The 19,456-nt window shown below is 64.2% G+C and carries 19 protein-coding genes; 13 read left to right on the forward strand and 6 right to left on the reverse strand.

Annotation, left to right across the window (positions count from 1 at the left end; all coding sequences use genetic code 11):
- Positions 1-11 precede the first annotated feature (11 nt).
- Positions 12-572 carry a DUF1345 domain-containing protein gene (locus NKT35_RS00335; protein WP_505190896.1) on the reverse strand — a complete coding sequence of 187 codons (561 nt, stop codon included), beginning with the start codon at positions 570-572 and terminating at the stop codon, positions 12-14.
- 25 nt (positions 573-597) lie between these two features.
- On the opposite strand from NKT35_RS00335, the gene NKT35_RS24290 reads away from it, so the two are divergent.
- The 3 genes from NKT35_RS24290 to NKT35_RS00345 all read left to right on the forward strand — a co-directional run bounded on the left by NKT35_RS24290 (position 598) and on the right by NKT35_RS00345 (position 2,445).
- The gene (locus tag NKT35_RS24290) at positions 598-810 is read left to right on the forward strand and encodes a hypothetical protein (RefSeq protein ID WP_505190897.1); all 213 of its coding nucleotides are present in this window, start codon (positions 598-600) and stop codon (positions 808-810) included.
- 71 nt (positions 811-881) lie between these two features.
- Positions 882-1,652 carry a 2OG-Fe dioxygenase family protein gene (locus NKT35_RS00340; protein ID WP_254297825.1) on the forward strand — a complete coding sequence of 257 codons (771 nt, stop codon included), beginning with the start codon at positions 882-884 and terminating at the stop codon, positions 1,650-1,652.
- Between the two features lie 55 nt (positions 1,653-1,707).
- A complete protein-coding gene (locus NKT35_RS00345) occupies positions 1,708-2,445 on the forward strand; it encodes a substrate-binding periplasmic protein (RefSeq protein WP_254297826.1) in 738 nt (245 codons plus the stop codon).
- On the opposite strand, the gene NKT35_RS00350 is transcribed toward NKT35_RS00345, so the two are convergent.
- The 4 genes from NKT35_RS00350 to NKT35_RS00365 all read right to left on the reverse strand — a co-directional run bounded on the left by NKT35_RS00350 (position 2,442) and on the right by NKT35_RS00365 (position 5,500).
- The gene (locus NKT35_RS00350; RefSeq protein ID WP_254297827.1) at positions 2,442-3,575 is read right to left on the reverse strand and encodes an MFS transporter; all 1,134 of its coding nucleotides are present in this window, start codon (positions 3,573-3,575) and stop codon (positions 2,442-2,444) included. The genes NKT35_RS00345 and NKT35_RS00350 overlap by 4 nt on opposite strands.
- A gap of 312 nt (positions 3,576-3,887) precedes the next feature.
- A complete protein-coding gene (locus tag NKT35_RS00355; protein ID WP_254297828.1) occupies positions 3,888-4,169 on the reverse strand; it encodes a hypothetical protein in 282 nt (93 codons plus the stop codon).
- Positions 4,170-4,294: 125 nt separating this feature from the next.
- Positions 4,295-4,510, reverse strand: a complete 216-nt coding sequence (locus NKT35_RS00360) for an HP1242/YdcH family protein (protein ID WP_254297829.1) — start codon at positions 4,508-4,510, stop codon at positions 4,295-4,297.
- 90 nt (positions 4,511-4,600) lie between these two features.
- The gene (locus NKT35_RS00365; protein WP_254297830.1) at positions 4,601-5,500 is read right to left on the reverse strand and encodes a prohibitin family protein; all 900 of its coding nucleotides are present in this window, start codon (positions 5,498-5,500) and stop codon (positions 4,601-4,603) included.
- A 210-nt stretch (positions 5,501-5,710) separates the two neighbouring features.
- Here NKT35_RS00365 and hflK point away from each other — a divergent pair, with 210 nt between their 5' ends.
- From hflK to NKT35_RS00415, 9 genes are all read left to right on the forward strand, one after another.
- Entirely contained in the window at positions 5,711-6,751 is a 1,041-nt protein-coding gene (gene hflK, locus NKT35_RS00370) for an FtsH protease activity modulator HflK (protein ID WP_254297831.1), read from the forward strand.
- On the forward strand, positions 6,748-7,629 hold the full coding sequence (gene hflC, locus NKT35_RS00375; RefSeq protein WP_254297832.1) for a protease modulator HflC: 882 nt from the start codon (positions 6,748-6,750) through the stop codon (positions 7,627-7,629). Before hflK ends, hflC begins: the two co-directional genes overlap by 4 nt.
- A complete protein-coding gene (locus tag NKT35_RS00380; RefSeq protein ID WP_254297833.1) occupies positions 7,626-8,879 on the forward strand; it encodes an NRAMP family divalent metal transporter in 1,254 nt (417 codons plus the stop codon). The genes hflC and NKT35_RS00380 overlap by 4 nt, the downstream gene beginning before the upstream one ends.
- Before the next feature lie 15 nt (positions 8,880-8,894).
- A complete protein-coding gene (locus NKT35_RS00385) occupies positions 8,895-9,980 on the forward strand; it encodes a YjbE family putative metal transport protein (protein WP_254297834.1) in 1,086 nt (361 codons plus the stop codon).
- 341 nt (positions 9,981-10,321) lie between these two features.
- Entirely contained in the window at positions 10,322-12,712 is a 2,391-nt protein-coding gene (locus tag NKT35_RS00395; protein WP_305883454.1) for a glycosyl hydrolase family 18 protein, read from the forward strand.
- A 186-nt stretch (positions 12,713-12,898) separates the two neighbouring features.
- Positions 12,899-13,462 (forward strand): OsmC family protein, encoded by a 564-nt coding sequence (locus NKT35_RS00400; RefSeq protein ID WP_254297835.1) that lies wholly within the window; start codon positions 12,899-12,901, stop codon positions 13,460-13,462.
- Between the two features lie 2 nt (positions 13,463-13,464).
- Positions 13,465-14,667 carry an FIST N-terminal domain-containing protein gene (locus tag NKT35_RS00405; protein ID WP_254297836.1) on the forward strand — a complete coding sequence of 401 codons (1,203 nt, stop codon included), beginning with the start codon at positions 13,465-13,467 and terminating at the stop codon, positions 14,665-14,667.
- Positions 14,651-15,826, forward strand: coding sequence for a GGDEF domain-containing protein (locus tag NKT35_RS00410; RefSeq protein WP_254297837.1), 1,176 nt, complete (start codon positions 14,651-14,653; stop codon positions 15,824-15,826). The genes NKT35_RS00405 and NKT35_RS00410 overlap by 17 nt, the downstream gene beginning before the upstream one ends.
- The gene (locus tag NKT35_RS00415) at positions 15,823-17,475 is read left to right on the forward strand and encodes an FAD-binding oxidoreductase (protein WP_254297838.1); all 1,653 of its coding nucleotides are present in this window, start codon (positions 15,823-15,825) and stop codon (positions 17,473-17,475) included. Before NKT35_RS00410 ends, NKT35_RS00415 begins: the two co-directional genes overlap by 4 nt.
- Positions 17,476-17,510: 35 nt before the next feature.
- Here the strand turns inward: NKT35_RS00415 and NKT35_RS00420 are convergent, their stop codons facing one another.
- Positions 17,511-17,678: a hypothetical protein gene (locus NKT35_RS00420; RefSeq protein ID WP_254297839.1), complete on the reverse strand. Its 168-nt coding sequence runs from the start codon at positions 17,676-17,678 to the stop codon at positions 17,511-17,513.
- An 87-nt stretch (positions 17,679-17,765) separates the two neighbouring features.
- On the opposite strand from NKT35_RS00420, the gene sgrR reads away from it, so the two are divergent.
- Positions 17,766-19,448, forward strand: coding sequence for an HTH-type transcriptional regulator SgrR (gene sgrR, locus NKT35_RS00425; RefSeq protein WP_254297840.1), 1,683 nt, complete (start codon positions 17,766-17,768; stop codon positions 19,446-19,448).
- Positions 19,449-19,456 lie beyond the last annotated feature (8 nt).

A 19,456-nucleotide genomic window follows, 5' to 3' on the forward strand; every position in this document is an offset into this window, starting at 1 on the left:
GCGCTCCCGCCTTAGATTAATCCCGCGGCGATATTGATCATCAAGGCCAATACCGTGGCATTGAAGAAAAACGCCAGCACGCAATGCGCGGTGCCGACTTTGCGCTGCCGGCCGCTGGTGAAGCTGACGTCCGCAGTCTGGCCCGAGGTGCCGATGATGAAGGCGAAGTACAGGAAGTCGCCGTAATCCGGCTCGACGCCGCCCGGAAAATCCAGGCCGCCGCTGCGCCCATGCGCCAATTCGGCGTAATACTCGCGCGCGTAATGCAGCGCGAACATCACATGGGTGAATGCCCAGGACGACAGCAGCGTGGCCACCGCCAGCAGAATATGCGCCCCCTTGAGCCAGCCGTGCATATCCTTCACCACCGCCAGCTCCATCACGATGGCGCTCAAGCTGGCCGCCGCCGCCGCGCACACCAGCAACAGCACCAGCCACTGCCCCTCGTCCTCCAGCTTGGCCCATTGCCGCAGCGGCCGGGGCCGCGGACCGAACATCATCCAGCCTATCAGCGCCAGATACAGCCAGGCGCCGGCATTCCAGCCCACGATGTAACGCGTGACAACATGCATGGGCGCCCAGTAGGGCAGCAATAAAATGGCCGCGGCGCCAAACAAGGCGGACAAGACCAATCTAGGCCGGGCCCAGAGCATTCTGATCAAAGCAAACCGTCGGGCGATGGCGAAAACCGTCATCGGCATCCTCTCTTTGTCATGTCAAAAAAATGGCGGAAAACACTTCAGCATCCATCTTGCCGGATTGATCCGGCCGCGCCAAGGCCACCGTCCGGCCCCGAAAACCCCTGTCTGATAAAACTGTTTTTAAATCTGCCGCCATGCGTCACAATGATTTGAAAATAACAACAGGGAGAAGACATCAAGATGGATTCCGCAATCAGCGACCGCCCCTACGCCAGCCCGGACTACGAAGCCCAGCTGGAGCCGATTTGCCAGCGACTGGCCAGACAAGACTTCTGCCTGCTGCCCGCCGCGCAAACGCGGCGTCTGCTGCTGCAGCAAAACCCCAAGGCGCTGGACGACTGGCCAGACTTCCAAAACAGCTGGAACCAGCTGCATCTGGACCAATACATGGCGGATGGCGGGCATTACCGCAAACGCCTGCACGCCACGCTCAGCGCCTTTCCCTCCTCCCGACATGTCCGCGCCGAGGCGCATCAGCCGCACGTGCAAAGCCGGCATTACAATCCGCTCAATGGCGGCCAGCCGCGGCACTTCGAACCGGTGAGAAACGAGGTGCTGCACGGCTCCACCATGCAAGCGCTGCTGAGCCTGAGCTGCGCCGTCTTCGGAAAAATGACGCCCTACACCCACTGGCATATCGAAGCGCACCAGTTCCGCATCGAGGCCAAAAACCGGCAGTCGGGCAAACCTACGCCGGAAGGCGTGCATCGCGACGGCGTCCATTTCTTGATGATGATGATGGTGCGGCGAAACAATCTGGTGAATGGCGCCACCCAGCTATTTGATTTGGAGCGTCAGCCGCTGGCCGAGTTCACGCTGAACGATCCGCTGGACATCGCGCTGATCAATGATGAGCGAGTGCTGCATGGCGTCACGCCCATCGCTCAGCTCGACCCCTCGCGGGACGGGATCCGCGACGTGCTACTGCTGAGCTTCCGTCGCCGAGGGTAAACAGCCTCGCGCCAGCCAAGCTGCAATCAACACAATTAAGCGGGACATCGCAACCATGCTTACACGTTTCTATATCGCCTGCGCGTGCTGGATATTGCCCGCCGCCGCGGCGGACGAGCTGCGCGCCTACACCGAAGAAGTGCCGCCGCTGAATTATTCGGAAAACGGCAAAGTAAAGGGCTTCGCCACCGATGTGCTGAGAATGGCGGCGAAGGATGCAGGCATACGCTTGAGAGTCGAATCCCTGCCCTGGCTGCGAGCCCTCGCCATCGTCAAAGACACGCCCAACACCTTGCTGTACACGACGGTGCGCACGCCTGAGCGCGAAAGCCAGTTCCAATGGGTCGGACCCATCAGCCCGCGGAAGATCTATCTATACCGTCTGCGGGATAACACTGAAGTCGAAGTGGCCGGACTCCTGGACCTGGCCCGCTACCGCATAGGCGCGATGTCGGGCTCGGCCGCGGCCAATCAGCTGGCCGACCTGGGTTTCCAGGCCGGGGGCAATCTGGATCTCAGCCGCGATGACGCCACCAATCTGAAAAAACTGCTGCTGCACCGGGTGGAGCTGGTCGCCATGCTGGATTGGGCCATGTCCTGGCAACTGCGCCAGTTGCACCAACCCGAACAAACCGTCGTCCCAGCCCTTCTGCTGGACGGCAAAAAACAGTATTGGTACGCGCTCAACCGGGCCACCCCGCCGGAACTGGCCAAACGATTGCAGGCATCGCTGGACAAGATCCAGGCCGACGGCCGGCTGCAATCGCTGCGGCTGAACTACCGCAACGACTAGGCCCGGCGCGCCGACCATGCCCATGCCAGCGCGCCGCAAACCAGCCCCAAACCGGCCAAGGCGATAGTCCAGGCGTATCCATCATCCAGAATCACCGCCATCAAAGCGCCCACGCCGCCTATGGTCTGCAGCAGGAAACCGCACAGGGCCATGGCATGGGCGCCCTCGCCTTTGCCATCTTCCACCGCCAACGCCATGCTATTGGGAAACAGCACCGCCTGGCAGAAAGTCAGCGCGCAATACAGCGCGATGAAACCGGCCAAGGCCAGCGCATCGGCGCTCCACAGCCCCGCCAGCAGCGCCGCGGCGGCAAACACCCCCAAGGCGCCCGCTTGCAGCAAGCGGGCCGCGCCCAGCCGCATCACGCTGCGGTTGACCAGCATCGCCCCGCTGAAATACGCCGCGCCCAGCAACAAGCCTATCGCGCCATAGACGGCCGGCGACAGCCGGTAATGCAATTGGAACAGGAAAGGGCTGGCCTGCTGCAACACCACGATGGCGGCAAAGCCCGCCCCGCCGCAACAAGACGCCAGCACAAAGCCGGGACGCCTCAGCAAGCGCCGGTAGCTGGCCAGCATGCCGCCGGCGGATGCTTGCCCAGCCTGCAGCGGCAAGCCGCGAGACAGCAACCCTATCCCGACCCCGCATGCGGCCAGCAACAGGAAGCCATGGCGCCAATCGTCGTACTGGGCGATCAAGCCGCCGATGAACTGGCCGCCGCCCATCGCGGTGATGAAGGCAATGGACAACAGCGACAGACGCTTGACCAACTCGTCGCCGCTCCAGAAATCCCGCGCCAGAATGCGCCCGACAATGGCGCAGCCCCCCGCCGCGATGCCCTGCGCGGCTCTCAAAAACAGCAGCGACGCGCCGGAGGACGCAAAAGCCAATAACAGGCTGCAGGCCACGAATAAAGACAGCGCGCAGTTCAAGGCCGCCCTGCGGCCCCGGCGCTGCGCCACATCTCCCCACATCGGCACCGCCAGCGCCGCGCCGATGACGAACACCGCGATGGAAGCCTCCACCACCGCCTTGCTCAAAACCAGCTCCGCCATCACCCGGGGCAGCGACGGCAAATACACGGTGGTGGCCATCTGTGTGACAAACACCAGCAAACAAGCCAGCAACATCACTCTGGCTAACAATCCACCCGAAACGCATGCCTCATTTCCAGACAAAACCTTGCTATCCGACATTCAAGCCATTCCAATTCACGATTGAGAAACCAGGACAGGCCGTTCAGCCCTCCGCCTGGCCCGCTCCGACAGCGGGCATCCAGGATGCGCGACAGAAACGCGGCAAGCGCGTTGGGCCAGCGCGAAACCGGTTGACGAAGCAAACCGTAATCAGCGCCGCAGGGAAACGGCAGAGCGCAATGAAAACCGGCACGCTTGGCGTGCCGGCGAATTCTCCCTCAAGCTCTCACAGCCTGGCAATGACAATCAGCTTGCCCCAAGCGCTTGCAGCACGGCGTCTGCCGTCTCGGCGGACGCCATCGCCTGGCGCAGACGGTTGAAAGCCTCCGCGGCCTTGTCCGGATGCTTGGCGAACGGAACCAGGCCATCATACTCCCACCCCGCCGCCGCCAAAGCCTGCTTGCGAAAAGTCATGCCGTCATTGCCGCCGCCGCCCATATTGACCAAGGCCTGCTCAATCAGCGTATGCGGCAGCGGCTTGCGGCTCAGCGTGACAAAGTGCTTGCTGTGGATTTCATCAAACTGCATATCTGTGATCCTATCGTTACGTTGCCCTGAATTAGTTTTAGTTGGAACTGAAACAAACTTCAGCGCAAAACGACAAAGCCGGACCATTCGTCCGGCTTCCTTTATGGATCACGCGCTTGCCGCAATCAGGAGGTGTGGGCCTTGAGCAAGCCGTAAAGCTGGTCTTTCAGCTTCAGCTTTTCCTTTTTCAGATTCTCGATCTCCGCCGCGGACGCGCTGATGATGCGCGCCTCCATATTCTTGATCTGCTGATCCAGCTCATTATGCAGATCGAACAGCTTGGCGAAATGCTGGTCTTCGGTTTTCAAGCGGGAAATCAGATCGCGGTATTCGGGAAACATGGACAGCCTCCTGGGTGGGTTTTGGCCGGCCTGGCCGGCTACCATTTCATGCTATCCGCAAATCCGAGCCGATCTGTTGATCTGGCTCAGTCATTTCGACGCGGCCGGCCCTGGTATATTGAGCAGCAAGCCATTGCCCTCGCCGCCCACCACATTGGGCATCTGGCCATTCCATTTGTCGATGTAGGCGCGTTGCAGCTTCAGCCTTTCCCAAGCCAGCAGCCTGTCATCCAGCGACGAAGCCAGCGCGCGGTTGGCGGCCGCTTCGCCCTCGGCGATCGCCACTTTCTTGCGCGCTTCCGCTTGCGCCGCCCGCACCTCGTTTTCGGTGCGGATGGAATCCTGGATCGCTTTGGTCTTGGCGTTGACCGCGTTGGCCAGCTCCGGCGGCGGCCTGAGCGCGCCCACCAGGCCGAACTGCTGGATGGAGACGCCGATCGGCTGGGTGCGGCGGTTCAGCTCGGCCGCTACCCGGCTCAGGAACTCTTCTTTCTTGACGCCGTTGACGTCATCGAAGCTGTACTCGGAGCCTATGGCCACCACGATGTTGCGCGCGGTGTCGCGCAGATAGCCGTGCGTCCAGTTGGAAATGTCGTCGGCGCGGAAACGGGTGTAAAACTCAGGCACCTTGCGCGCGTCCAGCAGATAGGACACAGCCACGTCTATCGTCACCGGCACCGCGTCCTTGGTGTTGAAGCTCAGTTCCTCATTGGACGGACTGCCCTCGCTGGGCGAACGCGTCCACACCTCGCGCTGCACGAAAGTGGGATACACCACCACCACGCTCTGGATAGGATTGAAGAACACAAAACCGGTCACCACGTTTTCCTTGCTGATGCCGCGGTCGATCAACCGGTTGATCTTGATGCCGGTGTAGCCCGGATTGATCACGGTCCAGCTGAGCAAGGTCTTATCCATCAAATTGAACAGCACGATCAAGGCGAGTAGCGCCGCCCCGATCTTGATCAAACCACGCGAAGGCATTGGCATGGCATTATCCTTTATTCAAGCGCCGGCAAGAGCTCGGCTCCTAGTCAGAATATGCCATTGAAATTAACAACCGCAAGATGAGGCATCGCATTTTGCAATTGTTGCGGTCCAAACCGGTTCCTGATGCACTAAATTGTCGATAGATGTCATCCGCGTGGCATCTGCCGCGTTAACCATACACAACAAGTGGTCAAATCCTGCAGAGCCGACATGTCCAGCCAAGCACCGCAATCCGATCCGCGCGCCGACAGCGCGCCGCCGTCTTTTATCTCCATGCGCCAGCGCCTCGATTACTCCCTGCAACTGCTCGGCATGCCGGGCAAGGGTTTGCGTCTGTTGGGCGGCTTGCTGCTGCTGGGCTGGCTGGCTTCAGGCATCTACCGGGTGGAGCCGGACGAGCAAGGCGTGGTGCTGCGCTTTGGCCGCTGGGTGGACACCACCTCGGCCGGCCTGCACTACCACTATCCCTGGCCAGTGGAATCCGTTCAACTGCCCAAGGTCACCCAGATCAAGCAGCTGAAACTAGCCAACCTGTATGAAAGCGGCCCGGCCGACGCCGCCGACCCGCGCGAAAAACAAATGCTCACCGGCGACGAAAACATCGTCGAAGCGGATTGCGCGGTGTTCTGGCGCATCAAGGACGCCGGCCAGTTCCTGTTCCGCACCAATAAGCCGGAAGAGGCGCTGCGCATCACCGCCGAAGGCGCCTTGCGCGAAGTGATCTCGCACACGCCCATCCAGGCCTCCATGTCCAACCGCCGCCAGCAAGTGGCGGAAGAAACCCGCAGCCTGATCCAGCAGCGGCTGGACGCGCAGCAGGCCGGCATTCTGATCACCCAGGTGCAGCTGCAAAGAGTGGACCCGCCCGCCGCGGTGATCGACGCCTTCAACGATGTGCAACGCGCCCGCGCCGACCAGGAGCGCGCCCGCAACGAAGCCCAGGCCTATAGCAACGACATCCTGCCCAAGGCGCGCGGCGAGGCTGAACGCATCCGCCAGGAAGCCGAAGCCTACCGCAGCCAGGTGGTGAATCTGGCCCAGGGCGAGGCCAAGCGCTTCGACTCGGTCTACCAGACCTATGCCCAAGCCAAGGACGTGACCGCCTGGCGGCTGTATCTGGAAAGCATGGACGACATGCTGAAAAAAGCCAGCAAGGTAGTGATAGACGGCACCGGCAAGAACGGCGCCGGCGTGCTGCCGCTATTGCAATTGCAGGACAAGCCGAAGAGCGGCGGCAAGGAGAACCGATGATGGATAAGCAATGGCGCGGAATCGGCTGGGCGGCGGGCATCGCCGCAATCTGGCTGGCGCTTTCGGCGCAATACACGCTGAACGAGGGGCAAAAGGCGCTGGTGGTCCGGCTGGGCGCGCCGGTGGATGTGGACGGCGAGCCGGGGCTCAAGTTCAAGCTGCCGCTGATCGACAGCGTGCAGTACTACGACACCCGTCTGCAGATGCTGGCGCCGCCGCCGGAGCAAGTGATTCTGGGCGATGAAAAGCGGCTGGAGGTGGAAACCTACACCCGCTACTGCATCACCGACACGCTGCGCTTCTATCAGGCGCTGCGCACCGAGGAGCAGGCCCGCGCGCAACTGGCGCAGTTGGTCAGCACCTCGCTGCGGCGTGAACTGGGCAAAGTCCCCCTGAGCGACTTGCTGTCGGCGCGCCGCGCCGCCATCGTCGCGCACATCCAGCAGGAAGTGGCCGAGCGCGCCCGCCCCATGGGCTTGCAGGTGACCGAGGTGCAACTGCATCGCGCCGACCTGCCGCTGGAAACCAGCCAGGCCATTTACGACCGGATGAAGTCCGCCCGCCAGCAGGAAGCCAAGGAGTTGCGCGCCCAGGGCGCGGAATGGGCGCAGCAGATCCAGGCCAAGGCCGACCGCGACCGCACCGTGATCCTGTCCGAGGCGCAGCGGCAAAGCGCCATCACCCACGGCGAAGCCGATGCCGAAGCCGGCCGCATCCTGGCCCAGGCTTTCAGCAAGGACCCCAAGTTCTACAAGTTCTACCGCTCGCTGCAAACCTACCGCCAGTCGCTGGCGGACTCCGCGCCCACCGTGGTGCTGTCGCCCGACTCGGCCTTGCTGCGGGACTTGCGAAACGGCCCGGCCGGGGGCAAACCATGAGTGGGGCTGACATGTCGCTGCAGCCCTCCACCCTGCGCCGGCTGCGCCACCTGCTGGCGGCCATCGGCCCCGGCCTGGTGGTGATGCTGGCCGATACCGAAACCGGCAGCGTGATCGCCGCCGCGCAAAGCGGCGCGCACTGGGGCTATCGCATGCTGCCCTTGCTGCTGGTGCTGATACCCTTGCTCTATATGGCGCAGGAGCTGACCATACGGCTGGCGCTGGGCACCGGGCAGAGCTATGGCGAGCTGGTGGTGCGCCGCTGGGGGCGGCGCGCGGGACAATTTTCCGCCGCCCTGCTGCTGCTCAGCTGCTTGGGCGCGCTGGCGACCCAGCTGAGCGGCCTGGCCGGCGTCGGGCAGATGTTCGGCGTCCCGACGGCGCACACCGTGCTGCTGTTGTGCGCGCTGATTTTCATCATGGTCTGCACCGGCAGCTACCGTTCGGTGGAGCGCACCGCCATCGCGCTGGGCGTATTCGAGCTGGCCTTTCTGGCCGAAGCCTGGCTGGCCCACCCCAGTGGCAGCCAGATCGTCGCCCAACTCAAGCAGCTGCCGCTGTCCAACCACGATTTCCTGCTGCTGGCCGCCGCCAATATCGGCACCTGCATCATGCCGTGGACCATCTGCTACCAGCAGTCGGCGATGCTGGACAAAGGCTTGACGCTGGCCGATCTGAAGCCAGCACGGCTGGATACCCTGCTGGGCGCCACGCTGTGCCAGGTCATCACCGCCGGCATCTTGATCGCCGCCGCGGTCGCCTTCGGCAACGGCGCGGGCGGCGCCAGCCTGGACACCATTCCAGAGATCGCCGGCGGCTTCACCCGCCTGCTAGGCCCCACCGGCGGCAAGCTGCTGTTCGCGCTGGCCCTGTCCGGCGGCGCGCTGGTGGCCACCATCGTGGTCTGCCTGTGCGGCGCGTGGACGCTGGGCGAAATGAGCGGCCAGCGCGAATCGCTGGAAAAACACCCGCTGCAGGCACCCTGGTTCTACGGCAGCTTCGCCTTGATGCTGGCCGGCGCCGGCGCGCTGGTTTCGTCCGGCGTCAATCTGGTCAAGCTGTCCATCGCCACCTCGGTCGCCAACGCCCTGCTGCTGCCCATCATGCTGGCGGGCCTGTACTGGCTGGCCTGCAAGGAGCTGCCGCCCGAGCTACGTCCCAGCCGGCGCTATCAGATGCTGCTGGCGCCGTCGCTGCTGCTGGTCGGCGGCTTCAGCCTCTACGCCGGCATCGTCGGCAGCCTGAACTGAACTCACGGAACCCAGATGGAACCCGACAGCCTCGCCCATGCCTTCGGCCTGACTTTCCAGGTCTCCTTTCTCGACCTCATCCTCAGCGGCGACAACGCGCTGGTGATCGCCCTGGCCTGCCGCGCTCTGCCCGAACAACTGCGCCGCCAGGCCATCTTGTGGGGAACCGGCTTCGCCATCCTGCTCAGGCTGTTGCTGACCGCCTTCACCGGCGTGCTGATGATGGTGCCGCTGCTCAAGCTGACAGGCGCGGTCATTTTGCTGTTCATCGCCTTCCGGCTGCTGCTGGACGATGCGGGTGGCGAAGACGGCGGCGCGCTGGCCGAGAAAGCCAGCCACAGCGACCAGCTGTGGAATGCCGTCACCCTGATCGTCGGCGCAGACTTGGCGCTGAGCCTGGACAATGTGGTAGCGCTGGCCGCCGCGGCGCAGGGCAGCGTGCTGTTCCTGCTGCTCGGCCTGCTATTGAGCGTGCCGCTGCTGATGTACGGCAGCTTGCTGCTGTCACGCTTGATGAACAGCTACCCGCTGCTGATCCCGGCCGGCGCAGCGGCGCTGGGCTGGCTGGCCGGCAGCCTGGCGGTCGGCGACGCCTTGTGGGCCGACTGGCTGGCGGCCAATGCCCCGGCGCTGCAAGTGGTCGTGCCCTTATTGACCATGGCCTTTGTCCTGCTGGAGAGCCGGGTGATCCGCGAACAACGCCGCGCCTTGCCGGCCATGCCGCCGCTGGACTGGTTCGCGCCGCTCACCCGCCGCCTGGCGGGCTGGGGAGAAGCGCGGATACAGACCGCAAGCGCCCCGGTCGACTCGTCCCCCGCTCCCATCGAAATCGCAGCCTCATCCGCCGCGCCATCCTCGGTGGATCTGCCACCATCGCTGCCCGAAGAAGCGATCGAGCCTGCGGCGGCCATCGCGCCGCAGCCGCAACAAGACAGCGATGAGGAAGACCGCTCCGGCCGCAACCGGCTCAGCCCGCCCTTGAAGCTGCTGGTAACGGCGGCGGCCATTTTCGGCGCCATCGTGCTGCTGTGGCTGATCTGGCATTTAACCAGCCAGGGCTTTTTGCCTGCGCCGGCCCACCACGCCAAATCCGTTCATTAATCTGCGCTCGCGCCTTTCACTGGTATTTATCTGGTAGCAAAATCCGGCAATAGGATCCCCTCCCATTCCGGCGCCCCGCGCGGATCGCTCCTCCAGCCTCCGCGCCGGCGCCGTCCCCGCCGATTCATGCCTCTCCCTCACACAATCCAATACTGACGCGCCATCCAGCTTTCATGGTTGCGCGTCGCGCCATCAATGCGCCCACTCTGCGCTATCAAGCCCCTCCTGGCAAAAAGAACAGGAGCATTTTTATTTCCTACAACTACAGTCCAAATATTAATACCACTTAAATACAAGTTGTCGCGTTCTTTTGGCTGCACCCACAACAACAGGAGAACAGAGTGAGCAAAACCCTGATGCTATTGAAAGGCGGACTCGCCATCGGCGCGCTGGGCGGCGGCGCCTTGCTGGCCGGACATGCCCTGACGGACAACGGCGGGGCGTCCATCCCGCTGATCCGCGCCAGCCTGGTCAAGCCAGCCGACAGCAGCTGCACTGATCCGGCCTGGAGCGCGACCACCGTCTATAACGGCGGCCAGCGCGTCAGCTACCAGAACCAGACCTGGCAAGCCAAGTGGTGGACCCAGGGCAATACCCCGGCCGCCGGCGACGCCAGTCCCTGGCAGCTGATAGGCCAGTGCGGCGGCGGCAATCCCAACCCGCCGCCGGATCCCCCGCTGGTGCAGGTGCCGGCGCCCACCGGCAACGCGCTGTGTCGGCCAGAAGCGCTGGCGCAAACCCCCAGCGTCGACGTGCCCTACTGCGCCATCTACAAACAAGGCGGCGCGGAACAGCTGGCCAACGGCAGCCGCCGCCGCATCATCGGCTACTTCACCAGCTGGCGCACCGGCAAGGATGGCAGCCCGGCCTATCTGGTGAACAACATCCCCTGGGGCAAAATCACCCACATCAACTATGCCTTCGGCCATGTCGACGGCAACAACCAGCTGTCGGTCAACGACACGGCCGCCGGCAATCCGGCCACCGACATGACCTGGCCGGGCGTGGCCGGAGCCGAGATGGACCCCAGCCTGCCCTACAAGGGCCACTTCAACCTGCTGACCCAGTACAAGCGCAAGTTCCCGGGCGTGAAGACCTTGATCTCGGTGGGCGGCTGGGCCGAAACCGGCGGCTACTTCGACGCCAGCGGCAAACGCGTGGCCAGCGGCGGCTTCTACAGCATGACCGTCAACGCCGACGGCAGCGTCAACCAGACCGGCATCAACACTTTTGCCGACTCGGCCGTCGCTTTCCTGCGCAAATACGGCTTCGACGGCCTGGACATCGACTTCGAATATCCGACCTCGATGAGCAACGCCGGCAATCCGCTGGACTGGACCTTCTCCAACGCCCGCCTCGGCTCGCTGACCAAGGGCTATGTGGCGCTGCTGCAGACGCTGCGCGACCGGCTGGACCGCGCCGCCGCCCAGGACGGCCACTACTACCAGATCACCGCCGCGGTGCCGGCTTCCGGCTACCTGCTGCGCGGCATGGAAACCTTCCAGGGCCTGAAGTATCTGGATTTCGTCAACGTGATGTCGTATGACCTGCACGGTTCGTGGAACCAGTTCGTCGGTCCCAACGCCGCGCTGTTCGACGACGGCAAGGACGCCGAACTGGCCTTCTGGAACGTCTACAGCACGCCGCAGTACGGCAATATCGGCTACCTCAACACCGACTGGGCCTACCATTACTACCGCGGCGGCCTGCCGGCCTCGCGCGTCAATATGGGCGTGCCCTACTACACCCGCGGCTGGAAGAACGTCACCGGCGGCAGCAACGGCCTGTGGGGCACGGCAGTGGGCAGCAACTGCCCGACCGGTCTGCAGACTTGCGGCGACGGCGCGGTGGGCATAGACAATATCTGGCACGATCTGGACGACAACGGCAAGGAGATCCCGGGCGGCTCCAACCCGATGTGGCATGCCAAGAACCTGGAGAAAGGCATCGCCGGCAGTTATCTGGCCGCCTACGGCCTGGACACCAGCCAAGCCATCAACCAGCTCAGCGGGACCTACCAGCGCAACTACAACAGCACGCTGGCCGCGCCGTGGCTGTGGAACGCCAGCAAGAACGTGTTCCTGTCCACCGAGGACGAGCAGTCCATCGCGCAGAAAGCGGCCTGGGTCGACGCCAACAATGTGGGCGGCGTGATGTTCTGGGAGCTGGCCGGCGACTACGACTGGAACGCGCAGCGCAATAACGGCCAGGGCGAGTACTACATCGGCAACACCCTGACCAATCTGCTGTACAGCACCTTCAGCCAGCCGGCCAAGGTCAGCGCCAAGCGCGCCGACATCGCGCCGGCGCCGACCGCGGCCATCGATGTGGGCCTCAGCCTGGGCAGCTTCGCGCTGGGCGATCAGAACTATCCGATCAACCCCAAGCTGACCATCGTCAACCGCTCGTCCAATACCACGCTGCCCGGCGGCACCGAGTTCCAGTTCGACGTGCCGACCTCGGCGCCGGCCAATATCGCCGACCAGTCCGGCTTCGGGCTCAAGGTGATCAGCGTCGGCCATAGCGGCAGCAATGTCGGCGGCCTGAAGGGCGACTTCAACCGCGTGTCGGTGAAACTGCCCAGCTGGCAAAGCCTGGCGCCGGGCCAAAGCGTGACCTTGGACGTGGTGTACTACCTGCCGATTTCCGGGCCCAGCCACTACACGGTGGGCCTGAACGGCAAAACCTACGCCATTCGCGACGAAGCGCCCTACCTGCCGTATCTGCAGTAGTCCTCAAGCGCCCGCGGAGGCGGGCGCCGATTTTCCTCTCCTTGCATCCCTCGTTTAGGCCGAGCCCGTCTCGGCCTTCTTTTTTAGTCCTTAGGCACAGTAAATTTGCAATGAATATGCCGTAGATATAAAGTATTATGCATTTCAAGACATTAAACCAATAATTACAAGTAATCAGGAGCCCATGTGGAAACGCTAAACGGCGTGGATCTCGCCGCCATCCAGCAATACCAAACCTCGGTCAAAAACGACGCCGCCCAGGGCCGCGCCACTTTCATCGCCCGCTCCTCGTGGCTGGGCGGCACCCGCTCCGCCATCCAGGTAGGCGAAATGCGGCTGGCGGGCGCCAACGCCGCCTCCGCCAGCCGCAGCTTCGAACTGCGCTGCGATGAACCGCCGCAACTGGGCGGAGAGGACAGCGCCCCCAATCCGGTGGAATTGCTGGCGGCGGGACTGTGCGGCTGCCTGACCGCCGGCATCGCCACCAATGCCGCCCTCTTCCATACCGCGCTGGAGAAACTGGACGTGGAGGTGCGCTGCGACTGGGACATGCGCGGCGTGCTGGGCCTGGACAAGAGCATCCCTAACCACGCTCTGGGCATCCATTACCAAGTCACGCTGAAGGGCAAACCAGGCGTCAGCGAAGCGCAGCTTGAGCAATGCAAGGCCGCGCTGGACCGCAAGTCGGCCATCCTGCACACCTTGCTGAACGAAATTCCGGCGACGACCTCCATCCGGATCGAGCCCTGAGCATGCGCGCCGCAACCGCTTATTCCGATCTGGCCGATAGCCAGGCCGCCGCACAGGCAGCGGCTGAGCAAGCGCTTGCCGCATTGAACAGCCCGCCGTCGCTGGCGCTGGGCTTCGCCACCGTCCGCCATGACCTGGCCAAACTGCGCGACGGCCTGCGGCGCGTCCTGGGCGTTCAAACCCGCCTGCTGATAGGCGGCGCCGTCGGCGCGCTGGACAACCGCCATTGCGGCTATGACGGCCATCAATTCGCCCTGGCCTTGATCGCCGAAGGCGCCGAGCCTATTTCGGTTCTGGCCGAACCCGGCATGGACCGGGACGAACAGGAAACCGGCCTGCGGCTGGGCCGCCGTCTGCAAACCGAAAAACGCGCGCCTTCGCTGCTGCTATACGACGCCAAAAGCCAGCGCGACGGCCGCGGGCGGCTCAATATGGCCACCCCGCTGCTGGCGGGCCTGCGGCAAGCCATGGGCGAGTTGCCGCCCTTGGTCGGCGCGGGCCTGATAGGCGATATGGCCGGCGGCATGATGCCGCAATTGCTGGATGACGATCTGCTGAGCCAGCAAGCCATCGCCGTCGATTTCGGCGCCGGCGCGCGGCTGGACGCCGTCATCATGCATGGCTGCCAGCCGGCGACCGGCTATTACCGCATCACCCGCGCCGACGGCAACCTGGTCTACGAACTGGATCATCGCCCGATTCTGGACGTGCTGGCCGAATGGCTGGGGCCGGACGTCCCGCCCGAGCAGTACGCCTTTTTCGTCACGCTGGGCATGAATCGCGGCGACAAATGGGGGCCATTCCGGGAAGAGGACTATGTCAACCGTTTATGCCTGAAGGTGGATCGCAAGCGGCAGGCGCTGATGATGTTCGAACCGGACTTGATCGAAGGCGAGGAAGTGCAGCTGATGGTGCGCAGCCTGGATCTGGACTACATCGCGCCGCGGATTGAGGCCTTGTTCTCCGCCCAGGCGGGCCGCCGCCCGGTGCTGGCGCTCTATATCAATTGCGCCGGCCGCGCCGCCGCGTACGCCGGCCTGGAGCAGGAGGATGCCCATGCCGTCCAGCAGGCCGTGGCGGGCCGCGCGCCTTTATTAGGCTTTTACTCCGGCGTGGAAATCGGCCCGATTCAAGGCCGCCCCACGCCTCTGGATTGGACAGGCGTATTCTGCCTGCTCAGCGTGCCCCATGACGACACCGGTTGAAATATTGGACAATCTGCGCCGGCAGATCGATTACTTCCGGCAACGGCTGCATGAGCTGAGCGCGCGCCTGCTGCGGGCCGACCGCCAGCTCTCCACTCTGCGGCATGAGCTGGAGCGCAAGCGACGCGGCTTCCGCCTGCTTGCGGAGCTGAGCGCCGCCCTGCACAGCGACGATGCCGATCAAGCCTTCCGCCTGGTGGCCCGGCGTCTGAGCGCCGTCCTGGCCATGCAGCGCACCGTGCTGCTACAAGCCGCCGAGGATGGCGCGTACCGGCCCACCTTGCTGGACGGCTATGCCGATGAGGAGGCCGCCGCGCTGTCCGCTCTCACGCTGCCCCTCGCCCCCGCCATGCTTCATCCTGGCCAGCCGGCCCTGCAGCGCGAACTGCCTGGCGAACCTGCTCTCGCCGCGATAGGCGAAGCGCTGCGGCTGCCTTACTTCGTCAGCGCCGCCATTCACGCGGAAGGCGGCCACGCCGCCATCCTCGTCACCGGCCGCACCCGCATCCTGCCGCCCTTCCTGCCGCCGCTGGAAGACAACGACGCCGAAACCGTGCAGGCCATCGCCGGCCTGCTCGGCGCTTTGCATATCCGGCAACGATTGCAAGAGACCTCGCACCAGGCCAACCACGACCCGCTGACCGGCCTGCCCAATTTGCGCTTGGCCAAGGACAGGCTGCGGCAGGTCTTGCTGCAGGCTCAGCGCAGCGGCAGCCTGACCGCGCTGCTGTTCATCGACCTGGATGGCTTCAAGCAGGTCAACGACACGCTGGGCCACGACGCCGGCGACGCCCTGCTCTGCATCCTGGCCGACAGGCTGAACAATACGGTGAGGATGGGCGACACCGTGGCCCGCCTGGGCGGCGACGAATTCATCGCCCTGCTGCCGGCCATTCAGGACTGCGGCCAGGCCGAGCAGATCGCCGAGCGCATGCTGCGCAGCGTATCGGAGCCGGTGCAGCTGTGGGGACGGACCATCAGCCTGGGCGCCAGCATAGGCATCGCCTTCAATCCCGGCCAAGGCGACAGCGCCGAAACGCTGATCGCCGCCGCCGACGCCGCCATGTACCAAGTCAAACGCCAGCGCAAGCGCGGCTACCGCCTTGCCGGCGCCGGCTCAAACCACGCACTTCTTTGCAAGGAACATCACCTATCATGAGCAGCAGCCATACGCTAGCGGAAGCATTGCGCGAATATCTGCGCCTCGCGCTCTCCAGCGCCAATCAACCCATTCTGATCACCGCCCAGGACAGCCGCGAATACGACGCGTCCAGGCAGATCTTCAACCGCAAGTTCGACTTCCGTCCCGCCGTCATCGCCAAGGCCGGCAACGCCGAACAAGTCAGCGCCATCGTGCGCTTCGCCCGCGCCGCGCCGATGGCGGCCAGGCTGCGCGTGCGCAGCGGCGGCCATGACCACGCCGGCGAATGTTCCGGCACCGATGTGATCCTGATCGACTGCTCGCCGATGAAAGAAGTGGAAAAACTGCGCGAGCTGCCGGCAGGCGAGGCGGAAATCCGCATCGGCGCCGGCGTGCGCTTTCGGGAACTCAAACCCAAGCTGGATGACTGGAAGCTGGGCATCCCGCATGGCACTTGCCGCACCGTCGGCGTCACCGGCTACACCCTGGGCGGCGGCTGGGGACCCTGGACCCGCCGCTACGGCATGGGCTGCGAACGGTTGATCGGCGCCACCCTCGTGCTGGGCGACGGCGAAATCGTCCAGCTGCGCGACACCGACGCGCCGGACAGCCGCAACGGCCTATTGCTGTGGGCGCTGCGCGGCGGCGGCGGCATGAGCTACGGCATCGTCACCGAGCTGCGCTATCGCGCCTTTGCCGTGCCAGGAGAGGCTTACAGCTTCCATACCGCGCTGCGGCGCGACAGCACGCTGGAAACGCTGCGGCTGTGGGAAGAGATGATAGCCGATGACCGGCATCCGGAAATGATAGGCAGCAGCCTGCGCGTTTCCGCCCGCCATCTGCGGGAGGGCGAGGCGGCGGACGTCCACGCCACCCTGCCCTGCGTCTTTCTCGGCTTCATCGAAGGCAGCCGCGAGCAAGCCATCGATCTGGTGCGCCACTACTTTGGCGACGACGCCGCCGACCACATCGTGTTCGACGAAGATCAGGACAGCGACGGCGAAGGCTGGCAGTTCGACCACTGGGACGGCCGCCTGCCGCCGCAAGCGCTGCGTTTGCAAGGCCTGGAGCAGGTTGCGAGCGACAACGGCATCGAACTGGAAAAAGAAGGGCCGGCGCCGCACAAGATCACCTCGCGCCTGGTCGCCGCCCGCGGCTGGAACGACGAGGGCCGCGCCGCGCTGGTGCGCTCATTGCAATCGCCCTTCGCCGCGCCCCGCCGGCAGGACAGCCAGGACGACGATAATTGCGACGTCCACACCTATATCACCCTCTTGGCCATCGCCGGCCCCTTCTATGCCGATTACCGCCGGCCAGACCCGATAGGCTCGGCCTTCCCCTACGGCGACCGCCCCTACATCATCCAGTACCAGGCCTGGTGGGATCAGTATCTGGACAGCGACGGCCGCGTCGAGCCGCAATTCGCCGACCGGCTCCAGCGCTATGCCTTGCGCAACCGCTACCACAGCAATCTGGCCGAAGACTGGATCGACGCCTGCCGCGGCTATCCCTTGCCCGGCACGGACGGCGCCTTCATCAGCTTCAAGGATGAGGCGGTGCCCACCGCTGAATACTTCGGCAAGCACTATCATCAGCTGAGGCAGATCAAGCGCGAGCACAGCCGCGACAAAGACCTGTTGTTCCAAACCGCCAAAACCATCATCTGACCCTCCCGCGCCGCGCCTCCCTCAGCGCGCGGCGCTCACTCCCCCTCTTGCTGCCTGCCGCCGCCATCCTTTGGCGAAGGCGCCGCTTGCCACTGCATCACCTCTTCGATTTGCGCCCACGCCTGCTGCGGCGTCACGCCCCATACCGCCGGCAAGCTCTCCAGATAACGGTGGAAATATTCAAGACTGGAATTGGTTTTCATGCTGGACTCCTACTGATGGAGCCGCTATTGTCTTGGCAATATTCAGGAAGAAAAATTGATCAATTCATTATTAATACTTCCCCTTTTATGAGCGCCAACCGCCTGCTGCAACACTATCGCCGCCTCTATCAATCGCAATCCGGCCAGGACGGAGTGATTTCATTGCTGCAATTGGCGGAGCAACTCCATTGCACGCCGCGCCATATGCGCAATCTGCTGGGCCGCATGCAGGCGCAAGGCTGGCTGGATTGGCAATCGCAGCCGGGCCGCGGCAAACGCTCCCGCCTGCGCTTGCTCAAAACGGCCGATGAACTGGAAAGAAATCAGGCGGCGCAATGGCTGGAGCAAGGCCGCGTGGAACAAGCGGTGGCGATGCTGGGCGACGACCCGTCGCAACTGGCCCAAGTGCTGCTGCCGCGCATGGGCCGCCAATGGCGGCAGGACAAGCAGGTGCTGAACGTGCCCTACTACCGCCCCTTGCCCGACCTGCTGCCGGGCGCGCCGCTGCGGCGCTCGGAAAAGCACCTGATCGGCCAGATCTTCAATGGCCTCACCCGCCTAAATGAGGAAAAAGGGGAAATCGAAGCCGATCTGGCGCATCACTGGGAACAACGATCCGATCTGGAATGGCACTTCCACCTGCGCCCCGCCGTCCGCTGGCATGATGGCCGGCTGCTCGGCGTCGCCGACATCGCCGCTACCTTTGAACGGCTGCGCGCGCAGCCGCTGTTCGCTCATCTGGGCGGGATTCGCCAGCTCGCGCCGCATAGCCTGGCCCTCCATCTCAGCGAAGCCGATCCTTGGCTGCCCTGGCTGCTGGCCGATCCCGCCGCGAGCATACTGCCCGCCGATCAGGCTCAACGAGAAGGCTTTGCCGCCCGCCCCATCGGCACCGGCCCTTACCGCGTGGCCGCCAACGACGCGCGCCGGCTGTCGCTGGAAGCCTTCGACGACTATTTCGGCTACCGGGCGCTGCTGGACCAGGTGGACATCTGGATCATGCCGGACTGGCAAGCCGACGGCGCGGCACCGCGCAACCCTTGCGGCCTGACGGTGAAGATCAACCCCGAGCCTGTCGACGAGATCACCGAAATGGCGGCCGAAACCGGCGTCTACTTCCTGTTATGCGACGCCCGCTCAGCCCCCCTGGCCCAAGACACCACCCGAAGCTGGCTGGCGGAAATCCTGTCGCCGCTCCAGCTCATGCTGCGCGCCTCGGCCGAAAGCCGGCAATACTGGATAGCCGCCAGCGGCATTCTGCCGCGCTGGCATCATGTCATCCCCCGCGCCTCGCCATCCCGGGCGCCGCTGACGCGGCTGACCCTGGCCTACTACGACCAGCACCCCGAGTTCCAGACCATCGCCGACGCCATCGCGCTTTGCCTCAACGAACATGGCATCCAGCTGCAGCGCAAGGTGCTCAGCTATCTCGAATGGGAGAGCGGCGCGATCGAAGCCGACCTATGGCTGGGCACCATCAACTTCCACCACGCCATCGACTACGCCGTCCCCGCCTGGCTGTTCGGCACGCCGGTGCTGCGCCGCTGCCTGGAATCCGCCCTGCCCCTGGCCCAATGGCAATCCGACTGGCGGCATGGCCGGGAAAACGCCGCCAGCCTGTCCGCCGCCACCGTCAGGCAGCACTGGCTGCTGCCGCTGTTCCACAACTGGCAACGTCTGCAAGGGCCAGGACGCATCGCCGATTTCCGCCTCAACAGCATGGGCTGGTTCGATTTCAAATCCGCCTGGCTGCGGCCGGACGACAACTGAACGCGCAA

This window comes from Chromobacterium sp. IIBBL 290-4 (assembly GCF_024207115.1).
In the GTDB taxonomy this organism is placed as follows: Bacteria; Pseudomonadota; Gammaproteobacteria; order Burkholderiales; family Chromobacteriaceae; genus Chromobacterium.

Bases quoted from the DNA above. Each gene is read 5' to 3' on its own strand.
- NKT35_RS00420 (WP_254297839.1), bottom strand. From the start codon at position 17,678: ATGAAAACCAATTCCAGTCTTGAATATTTCCACCGTTATCTGGAGAGC.
- NKT35_RS00415 (WP_254297838.1), top strand. From the start codon at position 15,823: ATGAGCAGCAGCCATACGCTAGCGGAAGCATTGCGCGAATATCTGCGC.
- NKT35_RS00380 (WP_254297833.1), top strand. From the start codon at position 7,626: ATGAGTGGGGCTGACATGTCGCTGCAGCCCTCCACCCTGCGCCGGCTG.
- NKT35_RS00350 (WP_254297827.1), bottom strand. From the start codon at position 3,575: ATGTTGCTGGCTTGTTTGCTGGTGTTTGTCACACAGATGGCCACCACC.
- NKT35_RS00345 (WP_254297826.1), top strand. From the start codon at position 1,708: ATGCTTACACGTTTCTATATCGCCTGCGCGTGCTGGATATTGCCCGCC.
- NKT35_RS24290 (WP_505190897.1), top strand. From the start codon at position 598: ATGGCCGCGGCGCCAAACAAGGCGGACAAGACCAATCTAGGCCGGGCC.
- hflK (WP_254297831.1), top strand. From the start codon at position 5,711: ATGTCCAGCCAAGCACCGCAATCCGATCCGCGCGCCGACAGCGCGCCG.
- hflC (WP_254297832.1), top strand. From the start codon at position 6,748: ATGATGGATAAGCAATGGCGCGGAATCGGCTGGGCGGCGGGCATCGCC.
- NKT35_RS00335 (WP_505190896.1), bottom strand. From the start codon at position 572: ATGCATGTTGTCACGCGTTACATCGTGGGCTGGAATGCCGGCGCCTGG.
- NKT35_RS00410 (WP_254297837.1), top strand. From the start codon at position 14,651: ATGACGACACCGGTTGAAATATTGGACAATCTGCGCCGGCAGATCGAT.
- NKT35_RS00360 (WP_254297829.1), bottom strand. From the start codon at position 4,510: ATGTTTCCCGAATACCGCGATCTGATTTCCCGCTTGAAAACCGAAGAC.
- sgrR (WP_254297840.1), top strand. From the start codon at position 17,766: ATGAGCGCCAACCGCCTGCTGCAACACTATCGCCGCCTCTATCAATCG.
- NKT35_RS00365 (WP_254297830.1), bottom strand. From the start codon at position 5,500: ATGCCAATGCCTTCGCGTGGTTTGATCAAGATCGGGGCGGCGCTACTC.
- NKT35_RS00385 (WP_254297834.1), top strand. From the start codon at position 8,895: ATGGAACCCGACAGCCTCGCCCATGCCTTCGGCCTGACTTTCCAGGTC.
- NKT35_RS00405 (WP_254297836.1), top strand. From the start codon at position 13,465: ATGCGCGCCGCAACCGCTTATTCCGATCTGGCCGATAGCCAGGCCGCC.
- NKT35_RS00340 (WP_254297825.1), top strand. From the start codon at position 882: ATGGATTCCGCAATCAGCGACCGCCCCTACGCCAGCCCGGACTACGAA.
- NKT35_RS00355 (WP_254297828.1), bottom strand. From the start codon at position 4,169: ATGCAGTTTGATGAAATCCACAGCAAGCACTTTGTCACGCTGAGCCGC.